The organism is Candidatus Pantoea rara (assembly GCF_051136265.1).
Taxonomy (GTDB): domain Bacteria; phylum Pseudomonadota; class Gammaproteobacteria; order Enterobacterales; family Enterobacteriaceae; genus Pantoea; species Pantoea rara.
Genome location: NZ_CP194942.1, coordinates 176,239 through 199,690 on the forward strand (window position 1 = coordinate 176,239; position 23,452 = coordinate 199,690).

Below are 23,452 nucleotides of genomic sequence, written 5' to 3' on the forward strand. Positions count from 1 at the left end.
CATGACGATTTCAGCAGGCGCCGGAACGCCGAACATCAGGCAGTTGCATAAGTTTGGCGGCAGCAGCCTGGCCGATGCGCGTTGTTATCAGCGCGTTGCCAGCATTATGGCGGACTACAGCCAGCCGGGCGATCTGATGGTGGTCTCTGCGGCAGGCTCAACGACTAACCAGCTGATTAGCTGGCTGAAGCTGAGCCAGAACGATCGCCTCTCTGCGCACCAGGTGCAACAGGCTTTACGACGCTACCAGAGCGAACTGATCAGTGCGCTGCTGCCTGCTGAGATAGCCGAACCTTTAATTACCGCGTTTATTCACGATCTCGAAAAGCTGGCTGCCCTGCTGGATGCACCGATCACTGATGCGGTCTATGCCGAAGTGGTCGGGCACGGTGAAGTCTGGTCGGCACGCCTGATGTCAGCGGTACTGAGCCAGCGTGATCTGCAGGCCTGCTGGCTGGATGCGCGTGAGTTTCTGCGCGCTGAACGTGCTGCTCAACCGCAGGTGGATGAAGGTAAATCCTGGCCGCTGCTGCAGACTTTGCTGGCGCAACATCCGCACAAGCGCATCGTGGTAACCGGATTTATCAGCCGCAACGACGCCGGTGAAACCGTTCTGCTTGGCCGTAATGGCTCCGACTATTCTGCTACGCAGATTGGTGCGCTGGCGGGGGTCGGACGTGTGACCATCTGGAGCGATGTGGCGGGTGTTTACAGCGCCGATCCCCGCAAAGTCTCTGATGCCTGTCTGCTGCCGCTGCTAAGGCTTGATGAAGCCAGTGAGCTGGCGCGCCTGGCCGCGCCGGTGCTGCACACCCGTACGCTGCAGCCGGTTTCTGGCAGCGATATCGACCTGCAACTGCGCTGCAGTTATCAGCCGGAGCAGGGCTCAACCCGTATTGAACGCGTGCTGGCCTCCGGGACGGGCGCGCGTATTGTCACCAGTCACGATGATGTTTGCCTGATTGAGATTCAGCTGCCAGAGCAGCATGACTTCGTTATCCTGCATAAAGAGATCGACCTGTTGCTGAAACGCGCGCAGCTGCGTCCGCTGGCGTTTGGCGTCCATCCTGATCGTCAACTGCTGCAGCTCTGTTATACCTCCGAAGTGGTTAACAGCGCCTTTTCGCTGCTACAGGATGCCGGTTTCCCGGGCCATCTGCAGCTGCGTGACGGCCTGGCGCTGGTGGCGCTGGTTGGCGCAGGCGTTACCCGCAATCCGCTGCATACCCATCGCTTCTGGCAGCAGTTAAAAGATCAGCCGGTTGAGTTCATCTGGCAGTCAGAAGAGCACATCAGCGTGGTCGCGGTGCTGCGCGTCGGCCCGACTCAGCATCTTATTCAGGGACTGCATCAGTCACTGTTCCGGGCAGAAAAACGCATCGGTCTGATGCTGTTTGGCAAAGGCAATATCGGTTCACGCTGGCTGGAGCTGTTTGCCCGCGATCAGGAAACGCTGTCAGCGCGAACCGGCTTTGAATTTGTGCTGGCGGGCGTGGTGGATAGCCGTCGCAGCCTCCTGAGCTATGATGGACTGGATGCCAGCCGGGCACTCGCCTTCTTTGATGATGAAGCGGTGGAGCGCGATGAAGAGTCGCTGTTCCTGTGGATGCGTGCTCACCCGTTTGATGATCTGGTGGTGCTGGATGTTACGGCCAGCACACCGCTGGCGCAGCAGTATCTCGACTTCGCCAGCCACGGTTTTCATGTGATCAGCGCCAATAAGGTCGCGGGGGCGTCTGACAGTCAGACCTGGCGGCAGATTCGTGATGCCTTTACCAAAACCGGGCGTCACTGGCTGTATAACGCCACCGTCGGTGCCGGCCTGCCGATCAACTACACGGTGCGGGATCTGCGTGACAGTGGCGATACCATCCTGGCGATCAGTGGGATCTTCTCCGGCACCCTGTCGTGGCTGTTCCTGCAGTTTGATGGCACGGTGCCGTTTACTGAGCTCGTGGATCAGGCGTGGCAGCAGGGCCTGACCGAGCCCGATCCACGTGCCGATCTCTCGGGTCAGGATGTGATGCGCAAGCTGGTGATCCTGGCGCGTGAGGCAGGCTATAACATCGAGCCGGATCAGGTGCGGGTTGAATCGCTGGTGCCGACAAACTGTCAACAAGGCTCAGTGGACCACTTCTTTGAGAATGGTGAAGAGCTGAACGAGCAGATGCTGCAACGGCTGGAAGCTGCGCAGGAGATGGATCTGGTGCTGCGTTACGTTGCCCGTTTTGATGCCAATGGTAAGGCGCGCGTGGGTGTTGAAGCGGTGCGTCCGGAACATCCGCTGGCCTCACTGCTGCCGTGCGACAACGTCTTTGCGATTGAGAGTCGCTGGTATCGTGATAATCCGCTGGTGATCCGTGGACCTGGCGCAGGCCGGGATGTCACCGCTGGCGCTATCCAGTCAGATATTAATCGCCTTGCACAACTGCTGTAATTTTTCCTTATCAGGCGCTTCGGCGCCTGATTTCAATGCGTTATCTCTTTCCGGTTGAATTCCCTTCATGTTGATTGAAAAATGATCACCTCTGTTGATCATTTTTAGGTTGACGGCACTCTCAGATTACGTCATTTTGAACATCTGGACGTCTAAACGTTTAGATGTTCGTAGGCCAGTTGTTAATCGATGAGGGTGCAGGATGAGTTTCTTTCATGCCAATCAGCGCGAAGCGCTAAACCAGAGCCTGGCTGAGCTGAACGGGCAAATTAATGTTTCATTTGAATTCTTCCCGCCTCGTACCAGCGAAATGGAAGAGACCCTGTGGACCTCCATCGATCGTCTGAGCAGCCTGAAGCCGAAATTCGTTTCTGTCACCTACGGCGCGAACTCAGGCGAACGCGATCGCACTCACAGCATTATCAAAGGCATAAAAGATCGCACCGGTCTGGAGGCTGCTCCGCATCTGACCTGTGTCGATGCCACGCGGGATGAACTACGCTCCATCGCCCAGGATTACTGGAACAACGGCATTCGTCATATTGTGGCGCTGCGTGGCGATCTGCCGCCTGGCAGCGGTAAGCCAGAGATGTACGGCAGCGATCTGGTGTCGTTGCTGAAAGAGGTTGGCGATTTTGATATTTCCGTCGCTGCCTATCCGGAAGTCCATCCCGAAGCGAAAAGCGCCCAGGCCGATCTGATTAACCTGAAGCGAAAAATTGATGCTGGCGCAAACCGGGCCATTACCCAGTTTTTCTTCGACGTTGAAAGTTATCTGCGTTTTCGCGACCGCTGTGTTTCGACGGGTATTGACGTGGAAATCGTGCCGGGCATTCTGCCGGTTTCTAACTTCAAACAGCTGCAACGCTTTGCCACGCTGACCAATGTGCGCGTGCCGGGCTGGATGAGCGCGATGTTTGCTGGTCTGGATGATGACCCGGAAACGCGCAAAATGGTGGGCGCTAATATTGCGATGGACATGGTGAAAATCCTGTCACGTGAAGGGGTGAAAGATTTCCATTTTTACACGCTGAACCGTGCCGAAATGAGTTACGCCATCTGCCACACTTTAGGCGTGCGTCCTGCCGTTGCGGCTTGATTGCTGCGCTTCAGCCAATAAAAAAGTCGGGAGAGTCCCGACTTTTTTGTTTTTGCTGGGTGACGGCACCGACGATTATCAGCGCCTGACCACGTTTAACCGGTATTGCGCATACCTGCCGCCACACCTGCAATTGTCACCATCAGAGCCTGCTCTACGCGGGCATCCGGCTCATCGCCACGGGCTTCCTGCGCACGTGAACGATGCAGCAGTTCTGCCTGGAGTACGTTAAGCGGATCGGTATAGACGTTACGCAGCGCAATCGACTCGGCGATCCACGGCTGGTCAGCCATCAGATGTGAGTCATTGGCGATGGTCAGTACCGCTTTGATATCCGCAGCAAGCTGTTCGCGCAGCTGTTTACCCAGCGGCCAGAGTGATTTATCGACCAGACGCTGATCGTAATACTCCGCCAGCCACAGGTCGGCTTTCGAGAAGACCATCTCCAGCATCCCCAGACGGGTGGAGAAGAATGGCCAGTCGCGGCACATCGCTTCCAGCTGATCCTGATGACCGGCTGCCATCGCCTGCTGTAATGCAGCGCCGGCACCCAGCCACGCAGGCAGCATCAGACGGTTCTGCGTCCAGGCGAAAATCCACGGAATCGCACGCAATGACTCTACGCCGCCGGTAGGCCGGCGTTTGGCCGGACGTGAGCCCAGCGGTAATTTACCCAGCTCCTGTTCCGGCGTCGCCGAGCGGAAGTAGGGTACGAAGTCAGCATTTTCACGCACATAACCGCGATACATCGCACAGGAGTCAGCCGAGAGCTGATCCATGATATCGCGCCATTCGCGTTTTGGCTCCGGCGGCGGCATCAGGTTCGCTTCCAGAATCGCGCCGGTGTAGAGCGACAGGCTGGCGATAGTGACAGCCGGTAAGCCATATTTAAAGCGGATCATCTCACCCTGTTCAGTCACACGCAGACCACCGCGCAGGCTGCCTGGCGGTTGTGACAGCAGTGCAGCATGGGCGGGCGCGCCGCCACGACCAATACTGCCGCCGCGTCCGTGGAACAGCGTTAGTGAAATTCCCGCTTTCTCGCAGGTTTTAATCAGCGCATCCTGCGCCTGATATTGCGCCCAGCTGGCGGCCATCACACCGGCATCTTTCGCCGAGTCAGAATAGCCAATCATTACCATCTGTTTGCCCTGAATAAAGCCGCGATACCAGTCGATGCTCAGCAGCTGGCTCATGACGTCGTTCGCGTTGTTCAGGTCATCAAGCGTTTCAAATAGCGGGGCAACCGGCATGGCATAACCGATACCGGCTTCCTTCAGCAGCAGATGCACGGCCAGTACGTCAGAAGGCGTTTTCGCCATCGAAATAACATAGGCGGCGATAGAACCCTGTGGGGCTTCAGCCGCGACGCGGCAGGTCTCCAGCACTTCACGCGTCTCATCGCTGGGTTCCCAGGTCCGTGGCAGCAGTGGGCGCTTGGAATTCAGTTCACGGATCAGGAACGCCTGCTTGTCCGCTTCAGACCAGCTTTCATAATCGCCAAGGCCGAGATAGCGGGTCACTTCAGCGATCGCCTCTTTGTGACGGGTGCTCTCCTGGCGCAGATCGATTCGCACCAAAGGCACGCCGAAGCATTTCACGCGGCGCAGCGTATCGAGCAACTGACCGTTGGCGATAATGCCCATGCCGCACTGTTGCAGTGACTGATAGATGGCAAACAGCGGGTCCCACAGCTGATCGTTGGAAACCAGCAGATCGGCCGGACGCGGCAGACGTTCGCCTTTCAGGCGCCGTTCCAGGAAGGACTGGGTGGTCATTAACTGACTGCGCAGACGTTTCAGGATCACACGGTAAGGCTCAAGCGCTTCCGGATCGCCGCTGAGTTCGCGGATCTCTTCACTGCACTCGGACATCGACAACTCGGAGATCAGCACACCGATATCACGCAGGAACAGGTCAGTGGCTTTCCAGCGACTCAGCTGCATCACATGGCGGGTAATAGACGCCGTGACGTTCGGGTTACCATCGCGGTCCCCACCCATCCATGAGGTGAACTGAACCGGCACGAAATCGACCGGCAGCTTGAGGCCAAACGCCTCTTCGACCTGCTCGTTAAGCTCACGCAGGAAAGCAGGAACGCCTTCCCACAGGCTATTTTCTACGACGGCAAAGCCCCATTTGGCTTCATCGATAGGGGTCGGACGATATTTTCGGATCTCATCGGTGTGCCACGCCTGCGCCACCAGTTGACGCAGACGGCGCATAATCTGGTTACGTTCGTAATCGGAGACGTCACTGTGATCGAGCTGCTTCAGGCAGCTGTTCACCTCAACCAGCTTGTGAATCAGCGTACGACGGGTGATTTCGGTCGGGTGGGCGGTCAGCACCAGTTCCAGTGACAGCGACTCAATGGCCGCAAGGATGTCGCTTTCGCTGATATCTTTCTGCTGCTTCAGGGTATCAAAGGTCTTTTTCAGCAGTTCAGGATGGTTCTCACCCTCGCCACTTTGCGAGATGGTCTGATACTGCTCAGCCACATTGGTGAGGTTCAGAAACTGGCTAAAAGCGCGTGCAACCGGCAGAAGCTCCTCGTTGGAGAGATTCTGCAGCGTATTGAGCAGTTCTTTACGATGAGTGTCATTTCCTGCACGGGATGACTTGGAGAGCTTACGGATGGTTTCCACCTGGTCGAGGATGTTCTCACCCAGTGCATCCTTAATCGTATCCCCGAGCAGTTTGCCGAGCATACTGACATTACTTCGCATTGCGGAATATTGTTCGTTCATTGGACCCTGACACCCTTATCGTCTTGAAAAACCTCTACACCCGACCTTTCAGGCAGCAGAAAAAACAACAACATTGTGTTCCCCATAATCTACAGGGAACCGGCTCCGTTGCCGCCTGTCTGCATGCTGAAACGTTCTGGATAATCACCCGGTGGGCATAACATCGTCTTTTATCTAGCCACGTAATGTTGCGTTCGTCAAATGCGTTAAAGTGCGCCGAAGATGTGGCTAACTAACGGAAATTCGTAGAATTTATCGGGAAAGAAGCGGGATAAGTTATTCTTATTGTTAAATCCCGCAGAATGAAGGGGCATTTTGCTGTTAATACAGTGAAATGCCCCATTTGCTGTCAATCAGCGACAAAAATGCTGCACAACCTGACTAATAAGTGCCCGTGTCGGCTTAATAAATGCCGTATCGATAAATTCGTCTGGCTGATGTGCCTGATTTATTGAACCTGGACCCAGGACCAGCGTCGGACAGAGTTGCTGAATAAACGGTGCCTCGGTGCAGTAGTTCACCACCTCGGTTGGCGTCCCCAGTAATTTTTCAACCACACTCACCAGCTCATGATTTGCCGGACACTCATAGCCCGGAATCGGAGGATGCAGTTCAGCCACCGTGACACGGCCCGGCCAGCGTGCACTCACCGGAGCCAGCGCTTCGTTCAGTAATCCATCCAGATCGCTCAGCGACAGGCCCGGCAGTGGACGGATATCCATATGCAGTTCACAGCAGGCGCAGATACGGTTCGCGGCGTCTCCGCCATGAATATGGCCGAAATTCATGGTCGGATAGGGAATAGCAAAGCCGTCATGGTGATAACGCTCCTGCAGCGTCGTGCGCAGTTGCATAAGATGAGTAATTGACTCATGCATCAGTTCAATGGCGTTGACGCCACGCGCGGGATCGCTGGAATGGCCCGATTTCCCCTCAATACGAATCACGTTCGACAGATGGCCTTTGTGCGCGCGTACCGGTTTAAGCGAAGTCGGTTCACCGATGATGGCGCAGTCGGGGCGCAGTTGCGTCGATTCAGAGAAATATTTGGCACCTGCCATGGTGGTCTCTTCATCGGCCGTGGCGAGGATATAGAGCGGCTTGCTCAGCGTGCTGACATCCACATCGCGCAGCGTATCAAGAATAAAGGCGAAAAAGCCTTTCATGTCTGCCGTACCCAGGCCATAAAGCTTGTTGTCGTGCTCGGTCAGGGTAAAGGGATCGCGCGTCCAGCGGCCATCATCAAAGGGAACGGTATCGGTATGACCGGCTAACAGCAGGCCGCCTGCACCGGTGCCGGTTCTCGCCAGCATGTTAAATTTATTGCGGGTGCCGGGGACCGGCTGCACTTCAACACTGAAGCCAAGGTCCCGGAACCAGCCGGCCAGCAAATTGATTAAAGTTTCATTACTCTGATCCAGTGCGGCATCGGTTGCGCTGATCGACGGTGTGGCGATTAACTGGCTGTAGAGTTCAATAAAAGGCGGTAATTTTGTCTTCACTGTTGGCTTTCCTTGGGTTAGGATGTATCCATATTCATGCAGTAATAGTGAATAAAAATACATTAACGTCTTCTGCAAGGGAACCATAAATCACTGCAGATGACAGGGTGGGTAACGGGGCAAGGCCGCGACCCGGAACGTGCGACTGTAAAAAGGGTTACAGCCTGATGTTGAATACGCTGATCGTTGGTGCCAGTGGGTATGCTGGCACAGAGCTTGTCACCTTCCTGAATCGTCATCCACATATCAACATAACCGCTTTGGCGGTTTCGGCGCAAAGTCCTGATGCCGGCAAGCGCCTGTCCGATCTCCATCCGCAGCTGAAAGGTGTGGTGGATTTGCCGCTTCAGCCCCTGAGCAGTGCGGCCGAGTGGGCAGACAAAGTGGATGTTGTGTTTCTGGCGACGGCCCACGAAGTCAGCCACGATCTGGCGCCGGAATTTCTCAAAGCTGGTTGTGTGGTGTTCGACCTGTCGGGCGCGTTCCGCGTTAATGACGCTGATTTTTATACCCGCTTCTATGGCTTCACCCATCAGCATAGCGGCTGGCTGGATAAAGCCGTTTACGGCCTCGCGGAATACCAGCATGAGAAAATCCAGCAGGCGCAGCTGGTCGCGGTACCGGGTTGCTACCCGACCGCTGCGCAGCTGGCACTGAAACCCCTGGTGGATGCCGGACTGTTAAATGATGCGCAGTGGCCGGTTATTAACGCCACCAGCGGTGTGAGCGGAGCCGGACGTAAAGCGAATGTCGGTACCAGTTTCTGCGAAGTGAGCCTGCAGCCTTACGGCCTGTTCAACCATCGTCATCACCCTGAAATCGTCGCACACCTGGGAACACCCGTGATCTTCACGCCGCATCTGGGCAGTTTCCCGCGCGGTATTCTGGCAACCATCACCTGCCGTCTGAAAGCGGATGTCAGCCGCGAAGATATCGCCGCCGTTTTCCATCGCGCCTATGACAACAAGCCACTGGTACGGCTCTATGAAAAGGGTGTACCGGCGCTGAAAGCCGTTGTCGGCCTGCCTTACTGTGATATCGGTTTTGAAGTACAGGGCGAACATCTGATTGTCGTAGCCGCCGAAGATAATCTGCTCAAAGGTGCGGCATCGCAGGCGGTACAGTGCCTGAACATCCGGTTCGGCTTCCCTGAAACGCAGTCACTGATTTAACGGACCAATAAACCATGACCAATCCATTAATTATTAAGCTGGGCGGTGTGCTGTTAGACAGCGAAGAAGCGCTGGCCCGCCTGTTTGAAGCGCTGCTGAAGTACCGTAGCGCCCATCAGCGTCCGCTGATCATTGTCCACGGCGGCGGCTGTCTGGTCGATGAACTGATGAAAAAGCTGGCGCTGCCGGTGATGAAGAAAAATGGCCTGCGCGTTACCCCTGCCGATCAGATCGACATTATTACCGGTGCGCTGGCAGGTACTGCTAACAAAACGTTGCTGGCCTGGGCAAAAAAATCGGGCATCAATGCAGTCGGCCTCTGCCTGGGTGATGCGGGCATTGTCAATGTCGCCCCGTTTGATAAAGAACTCGGCCATGTAGGCCACGCAACGCCGGGTAATCCGGCCTTGCTGACCACCCTGCTGGCGGCCGGTTACATGCCAGTGGTGAGCTCCATTGGCATTACTGACAGCGGCGACCTGATGAACGTCAACGCTGACCAGGCGGCGACCGCACTGGCCTCGACGCTGGGTGCTGATCTGGTTCTGTTGTCAGACGTCAGTGGTATTCTTGACGGCAAAGGTCAGCGCATCGAAGAGATGACCGCCGACAAAGCTGAACAGCTGATTACCCAGGGCATTATTACCGATGGCATGATTGTTAAAGTGCACGCTGCGCTCGATGCGGCACGTACGCTTGGTCGCCCGGTGGATATTGCCAGCTGGCGTCACGCTGAGCGGCTGCCTGACCTGTTTAACGGCGTGTCGATTGGCACCCGGATTCTCGCTTAACGACTCTGATTCAAGGATTACGAAATGCAAACGCAAAACATCAAAAAAATCGTTCTGGCTTACTCCGGTGGTCTTGATACTTCGGCCATCATTCCATGGCTGAAAGAGAACTACGGCGGCTGTGAAGTGGTCGCTTTCGTAGCGGATATCGGTCAGGAGCGCGGCGATCTGGAAGGTGTGGAGAAAAAAGCCCTGCAGTCCGGCGCCTCTGAATGCCACGTGGTTGACCTGCGTGAAGAGTTCATCAGCGACTATGTTTATCCGGTACTGCAGACCGGTGCGCTGTATGAAGGCACCTATCTGCTGGGCACCTCTATGGCGCGTCCTATCATCGCTAAAGCGCAGGTTGAGCTGGCGCTGAAAGTGGGCGCGGATGCGCTGTGCCATGGCGCAACCGGTAAAGGGAATGACCAGGTGCGTTTCGAAACCACCTATACCGCGCTGGCTCCGCAGCTGAAAGTCGTGGCACCGTGGCGTGAATGGAACCTGCGTTCACGTGAAGCGCTGCTGGACTACCTGAAAGAGCGCAACATCCCGACGACTGCGTCACTGGAAAAAATCTACAGCCGTGACGAAAACGCCTGGCACATCTCCACTGAAGGCGGCGTGCTGGAAAGCCCGGCCAATGCACCGAATAAAGATTGCTGGGTCTGGACGGTCGATCCGCTGGAAGCGCCTGACCAGCCTGAAGAAGTGACTGTAACCGTTGAGAAAGGTCGGGTTGTGGCGGTTAACGGCGAAAAACTGAGTCCGTTCCAGTGTCTGGAAAAACTGAATGTGCTGGGCGCAAAACATGGCGTTGGCCGTATCGATATCGTTGAAAACCGTCTGGTGGGCATTAAATCCCGCGGCTGCTACGAAACCCCTGGCGGCACCATTATGGTGAATGCGCTGCGTGCAGTTGAGCAGCTGGTGCTGGATCGCGATAGCTTCAAATGGCGTGAGCAGCTGGGCCACGAGATGTCTTATGTAGTTTACGATGGTCGCTGGTTCGCCCCACTGCGTAAGTCGATTCAGGCTGCGGCCGAATCGCTGGCAGAAGAGGTTAACGGTGAAGTGGTGCTGCAGCTCTACAAAGGCCAGGCAACAGCTACCCAGAAGCGTTCTGCGAATAGCCTCTACTCGGAAGAGTTCGCCACCTTCGGTGAAGATGAAGTGTACGATCATCGTCATGCGGGCGGCTTTATCCGTCTGTTCTCGCTCTCTTCGCGTATCCGCGCCCTGAACGAGCAGAAGAAGTAATTTTCAGGCGGGGCACGCCTCGCCTCACAGTTTTAATTCAGGGGCGGCATTTATGCCGCCTCTTGTTTAACGATTCAGAGGAGTTTTCACATGGCACTTTGGGGTGGACGGTTTACTCAGGCAGCGGATCAGCGTTTTAAACAGTTCAATGACTCGCTGCGCTTCGATTACCGCCTGGCAGAGCAGGACATCATTGGCTCTGTTGCCTGGTCCAAAGCGCTGGTGACGGTCAATGTCCTGACTCAGGATGAGCAACAGCAGCTGGAAGTAGCCCTCAATACATTACTGGATGAAGTGCGTGAAAATCCTGAGCAGATCCTGCAGAGCGACGCTGAAGATATCCATAGCTGGGTGGAAGGCAAGCTGATCGATAAAGTCGGTTCGCTGGGTAAAAAGCTGCACACTGGCCGTAGCCGTAACGATCAGGTCGCGACCGATCTGAAACTGTGGTGCAAGGTGCAGATTGAAGCGCTGCTGGGTGCCACACGTGAACTGCAGCAGGCGCTGGTGGTGACTGCTGAAGCCAATCAGGATGCCGTGATGCCTGGCTACACCCACCTGCAGCGTGCGCAGCCGGTGACGTTTGCACACTGGTGTCTGGCCTACGTTGAAATGCTGGCGCGTGATGAGAGCCGTCTGCAGGATACCCTGAAGCGGCTTGATGTCAGCCCGCTGGGCTGTGGCGCACTGGCCGGAACCGCTTACGAGATCGATCGTCAGCAGCTGGCAGGCTGGCTGGGCTTCGCTTCCGCCACGCGCAACAGTCTGGATACGGTATCCGACCGCGATCACGTGCTGGAGCTGCTCTCTGACGCGGCTATCGGCATGGTGCATCTGTCGCGCTTTGCCGAAGATATGATTTTCTTCAACACCGGCGAAGCGGGCTTTATTGAGCTGTCAGATAAAGTGACCTCCGGCTCATCGCTGATGCCGCAGAAGAAAAACCCGGATGCATTGGAGCTGATTCGCGGCAAGTGTGGTCGGGTGCAGGGCGCACTGACTGGCATGATGATGACACTGAAAGGTCTGCCGCTGGCGTACAACAAAGATATGCAGGAAGATAAAGAGGGTCTGTTTGACGCGCTCGATACCTGGCTTGACTGTCTGCATATGTCAGTACTGGTGCTGGATGGGCTGCAGGTTAAACGCCCGCGCTGCCAGGAAGCGGCTGAACAGGGCTACGCCAATTCCACCGAGCTGGCCGACTATCTGGTCGCCAAAGGTGTGCCGTTCCGTGAAGCACACCATATCGTCGGTGAAGTCGTGGTGGCCGCTATCGGGCAGGGCGTGGCGCTGGAAGCGCTGTCGCTGGCGCAGCTGCAGCAGTTCAGTGCGGTGATTGGTGAGGATGTCTATCCGATCCTGGCGCTGCAATCCTGCCTGGATAAGCGTAATGCGCAGGGCGGTGTTTCACCACAGCAGGTTGCGCGTGCCATCGGTGACGCTAAGCAACGTCTGGCATGATTAGCAGGTAAAAAAAAGCGGGCATATTCAATGCCCGCCAACCTCTAGCTTCAGAATAACTACTTTTTTATAGGCACATCATCAAAGCGTCCACTCTCCCGGCCGACGCTCAGATTCTCTTACGCTGACAGCAAGTATTGATGCAGATCCTCGCTGCCGCCAATGTGACGACCGCCCATGAAGATCTGCGGTACCGTCGCCCGGCCTGAAACGGCACGCAGACTTACGGTTGTCGCATCCTGTCCCAGCACAATCTCTTCGTACTGAATGCCATGATCCATCAGCATCTGTTTTGCCTGGGTGCAGAAGCTGCAGCCTGGCTTAGTGAAAATAGAGACCGACTCCTGCGCTTTACACTCCGGCGCCAGATAGCGCAGCATGGTGTCGGCATCAGAAACCTCAAACGGATCGCCCGGCTTGTTCGGTTCTACAAACATTTTCTCTACCACGCCGTTACGTACCAGCATGGAGTAGCGCCATGAGCGTGGGCCAAAGCCGAGATCGGCCTTCTCAACCAGCATCTCCATGCCACGGGTGAACTCGCCGTTGCCATCAGGGATAAAGGTAATATTGTCTGCACGCTGTTCCGCTTTCCAGGCGTTCATCACAAAGGTGTCATTCACCGAGATGCACAGAATGCTATCCACACCCTGCTGAGCAAACAGACCTGCTAATTCGTTGTAACGCGGCAGATGGCTGGAAGAGCAGGTGGGTGTAAAGGCACCCGGCAGTGAAAAAACAATCACCGTTTTGTCTTTAAACAGCGCTTCGGTGGTTATATCGACCCAGCGATCGCCCTGACGTGTGTGAAAAATCACCGACGGAATCGCTTTACCTTCCTGACTTGCAAACATTTTTTCTCCTGACATACCGCGTCCCATTTGATGCGCGCATTATTCCCAACCACCCTTGATAGGGCCAATCGTTCATTGCTATTCTATCTATCGCCACGGGCTATCGTGGTTTGGAGGGTAATAATGAATATTCGTGATCTTGAATATCTGGTTTCGCTTGCTGAACACCGTCATTTCCGCCGCGCGGCGGATGCGTGTCATGTCAGTCAGCCGACGTTAAGCGGGCAGATCCGCAAGCTGGAAGATGAGCTGGGCGTGATGCTGCTGGAGCGCACCAGCCGTAAAGTGCTGTTCACGCAGGCAGGTTTGCTGCTGGTGGATCAGGCGCGTACGGTGCTGCGTGAAGTGAAAGTGCTGAAAGAGATGGCCAGTCAGCAAGGGGAAGCGATGTCAGGTCCGCTGCATATCGGACTCATCCCGACCACCGCGCCTTATTTACTGCCACAGATTATTCCGACGCTGCACCAGACATTCCCAAAACTGGAGATGTATCTGCACGAAGCGCAGACGCAGCAGCTGCTGGCGCAGCTCGACAGCGGCAAGCTGGACTGTGCGATTATCGCGCTGGTCAAAGAGAGCCAGGCCTTTATTGAAGTGCCATTATTTGATGAACCGATGAAGCTGGCGGTCTATGCCGATCATCCGTGGTGCGATCGCGATCGTGTGCCGATGTCTGATCTGGCTGGCGAGAAATTGCTGATGCTGGAAGATGGGCACTGTCTGCGTGACCAGGCAATGGGGTTCTGCTTTGAGGCGGGCGCCGATGAAGATACCCATTTCCGGGCGACCAGTCTTGAGACGCTGCGCAATATGGTAGCGGCAGGTAGCGGCATTACGCTGTTACCGGCGCTGGCAGTTCCACCAGAGCGTATCCGCGACGGTGTTTGCTATCTCACCTGCTACAAACCGGTGCCACAGCGCACGATTGCGCTGGTCTATCGTCCGGGTTCACCTCTGCGCAGCCGTTATGAACAGCTGGCAGAGGCAATTAAAACCCACATGCAGCACTATTTCGACGCTGCGTTAAAACAGGCGGTTTAAGCCGTTTAACGCCGCAACACGATAGGCTTCGGCCATGGTCGGATAGTTAAAGGTGGTATTCACGAAGTACTCAATCGTGTTGCCACCATTTTTTTGCTCCATGATCGCCTGACCGATGTGGATGATCTCGGCGGCACGCTCGCCAAAGCAGTGGATCCCCAGAATCTCTTTGGTTTCACGATGGAACAGGATCTTCAGGCTGCCGACGTTCATACCTACGATCTGCGCCCGCGCCAGATGCTTGAACTGCGCACGACCCACTTCGTAAGGCACCTTCATGGCCGTCAGCTGCTGCTCGGTTTTACCTACGGAGCTGATTTCCGGAATGGTGTAGATACCGGTTGGGATATCTTCAATCAGGTGCGCCGTAGCTTCCCCTTTGATAATCGCCTGTGCGGCAATACGGCCCTGATCGTAGGCGGCTGAGGCCAGACTCGGATAACCGATCACGTCACCGACAGCATAGATGTGCGGCTGAGCCGTCTGATACATGCTGTTCACCTTCAGCAGGCCACGACCATCCGCTTCCAGCCCCACATTTTCCAGCGACAGCGAATCGGTATTGCCGGTACGGCCATTGGCGTAAAGCAGGCAGTCCGCTTTCACTTTCTTGCCCGACTTCAGATGCATGATGACGCCATCTTCCACGCCTTCGATCTTCTCAAACTCTTCGTTGTGACGAATCACCACGCCGCTGTTCCAGAAGTGATAGGAGAGAGAATCTGACATCTCCTGGTCAAGGAACGCCAGCAGACGATCGCGGGTGTTAATCAGGTCAACCTTGACGTTCAGACCACGGAAAATCGACGCATATTCACAGCCAATCACGCCAGCGCCGTAAATAATGACGTGACCCGGTTCGTGGTGCAGGTTGAGGATAGAGTCGGAGTCATAAACGCGGGGATGGGTAAAGTCGACATCGTCAGGATGATAAGGTCGTGAACCACAGGCGATAACAAACTTCTCTGCTGTCAGCGTCTCACGCGTGCCATCGGGTTGCTCAATCTCAACGGTGTTGGCATCAACGAAATGCGCATCACCCTGATAAAGTTCACAGCGATTACGCTCATAGAAGCCCTGACGCATGGCTGTCTGCTGGCTGATCACGCTTTCAGTGTGATTAAGAATGTCGGCAAAAGAGGAGCGAAGCAGTCGGGTATGATCGCTGTAAAGCGGGTTCTGGTTGAATTCAATAATGCGGCTGACGGCGTGGCGAAGGGCTTTAGAAGGGATAGTACCCCAGTGCGTACAACCGCCGCCGATGTTGTGGTAGCGTTCGATCACGGCGATGCGCGCTCCCTGTTTTACCAGCCCCATCGCCGCCCCTTCACCGCCGGGTCCTGAGCCAATCACAATGGCATCGTAATCGTAAGACTTTTGCATACCGATACGTCCTATTATTTATACATTTTTACAACGAGATTCTAACATCTCGTCGCGCACTTCTGAATTCTATCAGCGATTTTCATCACATTTTGACAAAGAGTGAGGTTCACAGGCAGTGACAAAGATTGCCAATCTGTACGCTGAAAATTTTGTTATAGTGCCCCTTCAACACCGCTAAAGGCAGAGAGCATGGGCGTCAGAGCGCAACAAAAAGAACGTACACGACGTACACTGATTGAAGCAGCTTTCAGTCAGCTCAGCGCCGAGCGCAGTTTTGCCAGTTTGAGTCTGCGGGAAGTGGCCCGTGAAGCAGGCATTGCACCGACCTCCTTTTATCGTCATTTCAAGGATGTTGATGAGCTTGGTCTGACAATGGTAGATGAAAGCGGGCTGATGCTGCGACAGCTGATGCGCCAGGCGCGCCAGCGTATCGCCAAAGGCGGCAGCATCATTAAGACATCGGTGGCGACCTTTATGGAGTTCATCGGTAACAACCCCAACGCTTTCCGCCTGTTACTGCGTGAACGTTCCGGCACCTCTGCCGCGTTCCGTGCCGCCGTGGCGCGTGAAATTCAGCACTTTATCGCTGAACTGGCTGATTATCTTGAGGTCGAAAATCGCATGCCGCGCAGTTTCACCGAAGCGCAGGCTGAAGCGATGGTGACCATTGTCTTCAGCGCCGGAGCAGAAGCTCTGGATGTTGATGCTGAGCAGCGACGTAAGCTTGAGGATCGGCTGGTGTTACAGCTGCGCATGATCGCTAAAGGCGCTTATTACTGGTACCGCCGTGAGCAGGAACGACTGGCGGTCACCCTGGAAAAACCCGAAGAGCAATAAGTAAGGATTCGTCCATGACCCACCCAGGTACCCGCGATAAAAGCACTCTGGCACTGGCTTTTATTACCGGCTTAGCGATTAACGGCTCGTTTTCTGTACTGTTTAGCGCCTTTGTTCCCTTCTCGATTTTTCCGCTGATTTCGCTGGGTCTGGCGGCCTGGTGCCTGCATCAGCGTTATCTCAACACCAATATGCCAGACGGTATGCCAGGACTCGCGGCAGCATTTTTCCTGCTGGGGATTCTGGTTTATAGCGCACTGGTGCGGGCAGAATACCCGGACATTGGCTCCAACTTCGTTCCCACGGTTCTGATGGTGGCGCTGGTGTTCTGGATTGCGACGCGGTTTAAGCGCAAGCGTAATCAGTAGGGATAAAAGAAAACGGGAACCTCAGGGTTCCCGTTTTTTTTACGCTTTACGCGTCAGCAGGACGCCGCATTCCATATGATGGGTATAGGGGAATTGATCGAACAGCGCCAGCCGCGTCACGTCGTGCGTTTCTGCCAGTGTCTGCAGATTGTCGCTCAGGGTCTGCGGATTGCAGGAGATGTAAAGGATACGCGGATACGCCTGCACCATTTTCACCGTCTCTTCATCCAGGCCGCTGCGCGGCGGATCGACAAAAATCGTCTCGCAGTCGTAGCTGGTCAGGTCAATTCCTTCCAGACGATTGAAGCTGCGCACGCCATTCATCGCCTGCGTAAACTCTTCCGCCGCCATACGAATGATTTGCACATTATCAATCTGGTTCACGGCAATATTGTATTGCGCCGACGCAACAGAGGGCTTGGCGATTTCAGTCGCCAGAACGCGGCGGAAGTTACGCGCCAGCGCCAGCGAGAAGTTGCCGTTACCGCAGTAGAGTTCCAGCAGGTCGCCCTGTGAATCCTGCGTCACATCCAGCGCCCATTCCAGCATCTGAATATTCATCGCCGCGTTAGGCTGGGTGAAACTGTTCTCGACCTGACGATAGACAATCTCGCGGCCCGCCACCGGCAGACACTCATCCACATAGTCGCGATCCAGACAGATTTTGGTCTTAGTCGCACGGCCAATCAGCTGCACATCCAGACCTTCCGCACGCAGCTGGTCACGCAGTGCTGCGGCTGCCTGCTGCCACTCATCATCCAGCTTGCGGTGGTAGAGCAGTGAAATCACAATCTGATTGCTCAGGGTCGACAGATAGTCGATCTGGAACAGTTTATGACGCAGGGTGCGGTTATCACGGATCGCGGCGATCATCTTTGGCATCAGCTGATTGATCAGCTGGCTGGCCGCCGGGAACTGATCAACGCGGATCCGCTCGCGTGTCTGCTGATCAAAGATGATGTGATAAATATCATCGCCGTCGTGCCACAGGCGGAATTCGGCGCGCATCCGATAGTGGCTGACCGGCGAACGGAACACCTCCACGTCGGGCGCAGCAAACGGCGTCATCATCGTCTCTAAACGACTGACTTTTTCCGCCAGCTGTGCGTCATAGTCTTCAATGGGGAGATGTTCGGGTGTCATGAGCAATCCTGATTAATAGCTTACCAGCGGGCGATTGTAGGCATTCACTTGCTGATGTCCAGTCCTGCAGCGGCTGTCTGGACTTCCGTATCGCCACTCCGTAGACTGCAGACGCCGGCCTCAAGCCCGAGTTAATAGGGAATCCAGTGTGAATCTGGAGCTGACGCGCAGCGGTAAAGAATGTCGTGATGAGTGCAATTGCAGACACTGTCCTCCGGGATGGGAAGTCATCATCACTTATGGTTCCCAGCCCGAAGACCTGCCGGTGTAACGTCGCTACTCGTACAATCATCGCGTGCTATTGATTGTCGGCCTGCGGCATCCTGCTTCGTCTTATGGATGCAATTAAAAATGACAAAAAAAACGGCTTCGCTGTTCGCTCTGAGCGCAACGGCGATTTCTCTCTGGGCGCAAAACGGTTTTGCGCAGGGGAATGATGATACGCAGATAGTCACCGCCAACCGTTTTGCCGAACCTGTTTCCGGGGTGCTGGCTCCCACTACCGTCGTCACGCGTGATGAAATCGATCGCTGGCAGGCCAAAAGCCTCACGGATGTGATGCGCCGTCTGCCGGGTGTCGATGTCGCGCAAAGCGGCGGGTTAGGGCAGCAGAGTTCGCTGTTTATTCGGGGCACCGAGTCCAGACATGTGCTGATCCTTATTGATGGTATCCGGCTTAATCAGGCGGGTATCACCGGGTCGTCGGACCTCAGCCAGATCCCCCTGTCGCTGGTACAGCGCATCGAATATATTCGCGGCGCGCGTTCTGCGGTTTATGGTTCTGACGCGATTGGCGGCGTGGTGAATATTATTACGGGTCGATCGCAACCGGGCACCACGCTCACGGCGGGCATGGGGTCCAACGGCTATCAATCTTACGACGGCTCAACCCAGCAGATGCTGGGCGACGCGACAAAGCTCACTCTGGCTGGCAACTATACCTATACCAGAGGGTATGACGTAGTCGCGGGCTATCCCAATGACTATGGTCCGGCGCAGCACGATCGCGATGGCTTTATGAGCAAAACGCTGTATGGCAACCTTGAGCATCAGTTCAGCGAGGAACTCAGTGGTTTTGTGCGCGGCTACGGGTTTGATAACCGTACCGCCTACGACGGGCAATATAACTACGATGAGAGCGGCATTAACGGACTGGCGGATACCCGTCAGCTCTACAGCCAGACCTGGGACACCGGGTTACGCTTCAACCGTGACTTTTACTCTACTCAGCTCATCGCCAGTTATGGCCATACCAAAGACATTAACTACGATCCGCGCAATGGCCGCTATGGCGCCGCGTCGACCTTTGATGATGTCACTCAGTACAATCTGCAGTGGGGCAATACCGTGCAGGTGGGGCAGGGCGCCGTCAGCGCGGGTGTTGACTGGCAGAAGGAGACCACCGAGCCAGGCACGAACACTTTGTCAGATGGTTATGAACAGCGGAATACCGGCCTCTACGTGACCGGGCAGCAACAGTTTGGCAGCGTCACCCTTGAAGGCGCGGTCCGTGGTGACGATAACAATCAGTTTGGCTGGCATAACACCTGGCAGACGGCGGCCTCATGGGAGTTTATCTCCGGCTACCGCGCTTTCGCCTCTTATGGCACAGCTTTCAAAGCGCCGAATCTGTCGCAGGTTTACAGCCCGTTCTATGGTAACCGCGACCTCGACCCGGAAAAAAGTAAGCAGTGGGAAGGTGGTTTTGAAGGCCTGAGCGGGCCGGTGAACTGGCGGGTATCGGGCTATCGTAACGACATTGATAATCTGATTGAAGGTGATCCGCAGACCTTCCGCTATTACAACATTGAGCAGGCGCGTATTAAAGGCGTTGAAGCCACCGCGGGATTCGATACCGGGCCGCTGACGCATCAGCTCTCATATGATTATGTCGATGCGCGGGATGGCAGTACCGATCAGCCGCTCATTCGCCGGGCTAAGCAGCAGGTAAAGTATCAGCTCGACTGGACGCTGTATGAGTTTGACTGGTCCGTGACTTATCACTATCTGGGCGACCGTTATGATACCGACTTCAACAGCACGCCCAGCCGTCGTGTGAAGTTAGGTGGCGTCAGCCTGTGGGATCTCGCCGTCTCATATCCTGTCACTTCACAACTCACGGTTCGTGGTAGAATTGCCAACCTGTTCGATAAAGATTACGAGACAGTGTATGGCTATCAGACTCCAGGACGAGAGTATTACCTCAGCGGCAGCTACAACTTCTGATTTACGTCCCACCGTGCTGGTGTTTGATTCCGGCGTCGGTGGGCTTTCTGTCTATGATGAAGTCCGTCAGCTGTTGCCGGATCTTCATTATATTTACGCTTTTGATAACGCCGGCTTCCCCTATGGTGAGAAAAGCGAAACTTTCATCGTGGAACGGGTGGTCGCTATCGTTGAGGCCATTACGCAGCGTTATCCTCTCTCGTTAGTCATCATCGCCTGCAATACGGCCAGCACGGTTTCATTGCCCGCTTTACGTGAACGCTTTGCGTTTCCTGTCGTAGGTGTTGTTCCGGCAATTAAACCGGCCGCACGCCTGACACGTAATGGTGTGGTCGGGTTGCTGGCGACGCGGGCGACGGTGCGCCGTCCTTATACCCATGAGCTGGTGGCGCAATTTGCCGGTTCCTGCAACATCGAGATGCTGGGATCGGCGGAACTGGTGGAACTGGCCGAAGCGAAGCTGCACGGCGCAGAGGTTGCGCTGGATGAGGTGCGCCGCATTGTTCAGCCCTGGCTGCGGATGGCTGAACCACCAGATACGGTCGTTTTAGGCTGTACGCACTTTCCTTTACTGCGCGAAGAGTTACAGCAGGTACTACCTGAAGGGACGCGTTTGATTGATTCCGGTGCGGCAATCGCCCGACGTACTGTCTGGTTACTGGAACATGAAGCTCCTGAAGTACATTCTTCGCAACAGAACGTCGCATTCTGCACTGAGCTGGATGGCGAAGCGGTACAATTATCACCCGTTTTACAGCGTTATGGCTTTCCGTTGCTGGAAAAACTGGCGCTTTAGCGGCTTTTCGCTGAAAAAAGAAGCACTCGGAATTTTATTTCAAATTAGCTCTTGTCAGCCTCCGAGAACTCCCTATAATGCGCCTCCACTGACACGGCACAACGGCTTACGAAGCGCCGGGTTAAGTAGGTTCGAAATCATACGAACCAGTGAGTTAAGCGAAAATAAATGCTTGACTGACAATGCGGAAAGCGTAATATACGCAGCCCGCGCCGCAGTAAATCGCGGCATGCTCTTTAACAATTTATCAGACAATCTGTGTGGGCACTCGCAGGATTGATATCAGCGTCTCCGGACGTAAAATATATCAAGCCTCACGAGTGAACACATAATGAAATTCATTATGACGTTTTACAGATGAGCACCGCTTAACTTGTTTAAGCAAATCAAACTTAAATTGAAGAGTTTGATCATGGCTCAGATTGAACGCTGGCGGCAGGCCTAACACATGCAAGTCGGACGGTAGCACAGAGAGCTTGCTCTTGGGTGACGAGTGGCGGACGGGTGAGTAATGTCTGGGGATCTGCCCGATAGAGGGGGATAACCACTGGAAACGGTGGCTAATACCGCATAACGTCGCAAGACCAAAGAGGGGGACCTTCGGGCCTCTCACTATCGGATGAACCCAGATGGGATTAGCTAGTAGGCGGGGTAATGGCCCACCTAGGCGACGATCCCTAGCTGGTCTGAGAGGATGACCAGCCACACTGGAACTGAGACACGGTCCAGACTCCTACGGGAGGCAGCAGTGGGGAATATTGCACAATGGGCGCAAGCCTGATGCAGCCATGCCGCGTGTATGAAGAAGGCCTTCGGGTTGTAAAGTACTTTCAGCGGGGAGGAAGGCGATGCGGTTAATAACCGCGTCGATTGACGTTACCCGCAGAAGAAGCACCGGCTAACTCCGTGCCAGCAGCCGCGGTAATACGGAGGGTGCAAGCGTTAATCGGAATTACTGGGCGTAAAGCGCACGCAGGCGGTCTGTTAAGTCAGATGTGAAATCCCCGGGCTTAACCTGGGAACTGCATTTGAAACTGGCAGGCTTGAGTCTTGTAGAGGGGGGTAGAATTCCAGGTGTAGCGGTGAAATGCGTAGAGATCTGGAGGAATACCGGTGGCGAAGGCGGCCCCCTGGACAAAGACTGACGCTCAGGTGCGAAAGCGTGGGGAGCAAACAGGATTAGATACCCTGGTAGTCCACGCCGTAAACGATGTCGACTTGGAGGTTGTTCCCTTGAGGAGTGGCTTCCGGAGCTAACGCGTTAAGTCGACCGCCTGGGGAGTACGGCCGCAAGGTTAAAACTCAAATGAATTGACGGGGGCCCGCACAAGCGGTGGAGCATGTGGTTTAATTCGATGCAACGCGAAGAACCTTACCTACTCTTGACATCCACGGAATTTGGCAGAGATGCCTTAGTGCCTTCGGGAACCGTGAGACAGGTGCTGCATGGCTGTCGTCAGCTCGTGTTGTGAAATGTTGGGTTAAGTCCCGCAACGAGCGCAACCCTTATCCTTTGTTGCCAGCGAGTAATGTCGGGAACTCAAAGGAGACTGCCGGTGATAAACCGGAGGAAGGTGGGGATGACGTCAAGTCATCATGGCCCTTACGAGTAGGGCTACACACGTGCTACAATGGCGCATACAAAGAGAAGCGACCTCGCGAGAGCAAGCGGACCTCACAAAGTGCGTCGTAGTCCGGATCGGAGTCTGCAACTCGACTCCGTGAAGTCGGAATCGCTAGTAATCGTGGATCAGAATGCCACGGTGAATACGTTCCCGGGCCTTGTACACACCGCCCGTCACACCATGGGAGTGGGTTGCAAAAGAAGTAGGTAGCTTAACCTTCGGGAGGGCGCTTACCACTTTGTGATTCATGACTGGGGTGAAGTCGTAACAAGGTAACCGTAGGGGAACCTGCGGTTGGATCACCTCCTTACCTGAAGATACCTTCCCGCGCAGTGTCCACACAGATTGTCTGATAAAAAGTAACGAGCAGAAAAAACCTCTACAGGCTTGTAGCTCAGGTGGTTAGAGCGCACCCCTGATAAGGGTGAGGTCGGTGGTTCAAGTCCACTCAGGCCTACCAAATTCGCACTCACGCTGCGTTATGTTCCCGGCTCGCATAGTTCACTATGCTTCGCGGAAACATGCCTTGCCTGAGCACGAATTGCATTTCTCACGAAGTGTACTCGGTTGAGTGGTAGTAGTGGTCTCTGCAGTAACTGTATGGGGCTATAGCTCAGCTGGGAGAGCGCCTGCCTTGCACGCAGGAGGTCAGCGGTTCGATCCCGCTTAGCTCCACCATACCGTTAATCTGTTTTTTCTGAATACTTCAGAGCGTACCGGCA

16 protein-coding genes, 2 tRNA genes, 1 rRNA gene and 1 riboswitch are annotated in these 23,452 nt (G+C 55.1%); of the genes, 14 read left to right on the forward strand and 5 right to left on the reverse strand.

All coding sequences use genetic code 11. The features are described from left to right. The first annotated feature begins 1 nt into the window (after position 1). A complete protein-coding gene (locus ACR8BF_RS00835; RefSeq protein WP_179899260.1) occupies positions 2–2,437 on the forward strand; it encodes a bifunctional aspartate kinase/homoserine dehydrogenase II in 2,436 nt (811 codons plus the stop codon). Positions 2,438–2,639: 202 nt separating this feature from the next. After that, entirely contained in the window at positions 2,640–3,536 is an 897-nt protein-coding gene (gene metF, locus ACR8BF_RS00840) for a methylenetetrahydrofolate reductase (protein WP_179899261.1), read from the forward strand. Positions 3,537–3,631: 95 nt separating this feature from the next. On the opposite strand, the gene ppc is transcribed toward metF, so the two are convergent. Next, positions 3,632–6,283, reverse strand: coding sequence for a phosphoenolpyruvate carboxylase (gene ppc / locus ACR8BF_RS00845; protein WP_179899262.1), 2,652 nt, complete (start codon positions 6,281–6,283; stop codon positions 3,632–3,634). 353 nt (positions 6,284–6,636) lie between these two features. Next, positions 6,637–7,785, reverse strand: coding sequence for an acetylornithine deacetylase (gene argE / locus ACR8BF_RS00850; RefSeq protein ID WP_434745437.1), 1,149 nt, complete (start codon positions 7,783–7,785; stop codon positions 6,637–6,639). A 167-nt stretch (positions 7,786–7,952) separates the two neighbouring features. Here argE and argC point away from each other — a divergent pair, with 167 nt between their 5' ends. The 4 genes from argC (at position 7,953) to argH (ending at position 12,454) form a co-directional block, all read left to right on the forward strand. Then, the gene (gene argC, locus ACR8BF_RS00855; RefSeq protein WP_179899264.1) at positions 7,953–8,957 is read left to right on the forward strand and encodes an N-acetyl-gamma-glutamyl-phosphate reductase; all 1,005 of its coding nucleotides are present in this window, start codon (positions 7,953–7,955) and stop codon (positions 8,955–8,957) included. Positions 8,958–8,971: 14 nt separating this feature from the next. After that, positions 8,972–9,748, forward strand: coding sequence for an acetylglutamate kinase (argB, locus tag ACR8BF_RS00860; RefSeq protein WP_292987242.1), 777 nt, complete (start codon positions 8,972–8,974; stop codon positions 9,746–9,748). 24 nt (positions 9,749–9,772) lie between these two features. After that, a complete protein-coding gene (locus ACR8BF_RS00865; RefSeq protein WP_022624925.1) occupies positions 9,773–10,990 on the forward strand; it encodes an argininosuccinate synthase in 1,218 nt (405 codons plus the stop codon). A gap of 90 nt (positions 10,991–11,080) precedes the next feature. Then, complete coding sequence (gene argH / locus ACR8BF_RS00870) at positions 11,081–12,454, forward strand: argininosuccinate lyase (RefSeq protein ID WP_434745438.1); 1,374 nt, start codon at positions 11,081–11,083, stop codon at positions 12,452–12,454. Between the two features lie 119 nt (positions 12,455–12,573). Here the strand turns inward: argH and ACR8BF_RS00875 are convergent, their stop codons facing one another. Further along, the gene (locus ACR8BF_RS00875; protein ID WP_179899267.1) at positions 12,574–13,308 is read right to left on the reverse strand and encodes a glutathione peroxidase; all 735 of its coding nucleotides are present in this window, start codon (positions 13,306–13,308) and stop codon (positions 12,574–12,576) included. Positions 13,309–13,431: 123 nt separating this feature from the next. Here ACR8BF_RS00875 and oxyR point away from each other — a divergent pair, with 123 nt between their 5' ends. Next, positions 13,432–14,349 carry a DNA-binding transcriptional regulator OxyR gene (oxyR, locus tag ACR8BF_RS00880; protein ID WP_010258132.1) on the forward strand — a complete coding sequence of 306 codons (918 nt, stop codon included), beginning with the start codon at positions 13,432–13,434 and terminating at the stop codon, positions 14,347–14,349. On the opposite strand, the gene sthA is transcribed toward oxyR, so the two are convergent. Further along, entirely contained in the window at positions 14,332–15,732 is a 1,401-nt protein-coding gene (gene sthA, locus ACR8BF_RS00885) for a Si-specific NAD(P)(+) transhydrogenase (RefSeq protein ID WP_090967168.1), read from the reverse strand. The genes oxyR and sthA overlap by 18 nt on opposite strands. Before the next feature lie 192 nt (positions 15,733–15,924). Here sthA and fabR point away from each other — a divergent pair, with 192 nt between their 5' ends. Continuing rightward, entirely contained in the window at positions 15,925–16,572 is a 648-nt protein-coding gene (gene fabR, locus ACR8BF_RS00890; RefSeq protein WP_179899268.1) for an HTH-type transcriptional repressor FabR, read from the forward strand. A 14-nt stretch (positions 16,573–16,586) separates the two neighbouring features. Then, on the forward strand, positions 16,587–16,940 hold the full coding sequence (locus tag ACR8BF_RS00895; protein ID WP_179899269.1) for a YijD family membrane protein: 354 nt from the start codon (positions 16,587–16,589) through the stop codon (positions 16,938–16,940). A gap of 39 nt (positions 16,941–16,979) precedes the next feature. On the opposite strand, the gene trmA is transcribed toward ACR8BF_RS00895, so the two are convergent. After that, on the reverse strand, positions 16,980–18,083 hold the full coding sequence (gene trmA / locus ACR8BF_RS00900) for a tRNA (uridine(54)-C5)-methyltransferase TrmA (protein ID WP_314985715.1): 1,104 nt from the start codon (positions 18,081–18,083) through the stop codon (positions 16,980–16,982). 98 nt (positions 18,084–18,181) lie between these two features. Continuing rightward, positions 18,182–18,364: riboswitch (cobalamin riboswitch) on the forward strand. 70 nt (positions 18,365–18,434) lie between these two features. Here trmA and btuB point away from each other — a divergent pair. From btuB to ACR8BF_RS00925, 5 genes are all read left to right on the forward strand, one after another. Then, positions 18,435–20,309, forward strand: coding sequence for a TonB-dependent vitamin B12 receptor BtuB (gene btuB / locus ACR8BF_RS00905; RefSeq protein ID WP_434745439.1), 1,875 nt, complete (start codon positions 18,435–18,437; stop codon positions 20,307–20,309). Then, positions 20,254–21,105 carry a glutamate racemase gene (murI, locus tag ACR8BF_RS00910; protein WP_434745440.1) on the forward strand — a complete coding sequence of 284 codons (852 nt, stop codon included), beginning with the start codon at positions 20,254–20,256 and terminating at the stop codon, positions 21,103–21,105. The genes btuB and murI overlap by 56 nt, the downstream gene beginning before the upstream one ends. 394 nt (positions 21,106–21,499) lie before the next feature. Then, a 16S ribosomal RNA gene (locus ACR8BF_RS00915) occupies positions 21,500–23,040 on the forward strand. Between the two features lie 73 nt (positions 23,041–23,113). Continuing rightward, positions 23,114–23,190 (forward strand) — tRNA-Ile (locus ACR8BF_RS00920). A 142-nt stretch (positions 23,191–23,332) separates the two neighbouring features. Further along, positions 23,333–23,408, forward strand: a tRNA-Ala gene (locus ACR8BF_RS00925). The last annotated feature ends 44 nt before the right edge of the window (positions 23,409–23,452 follow it).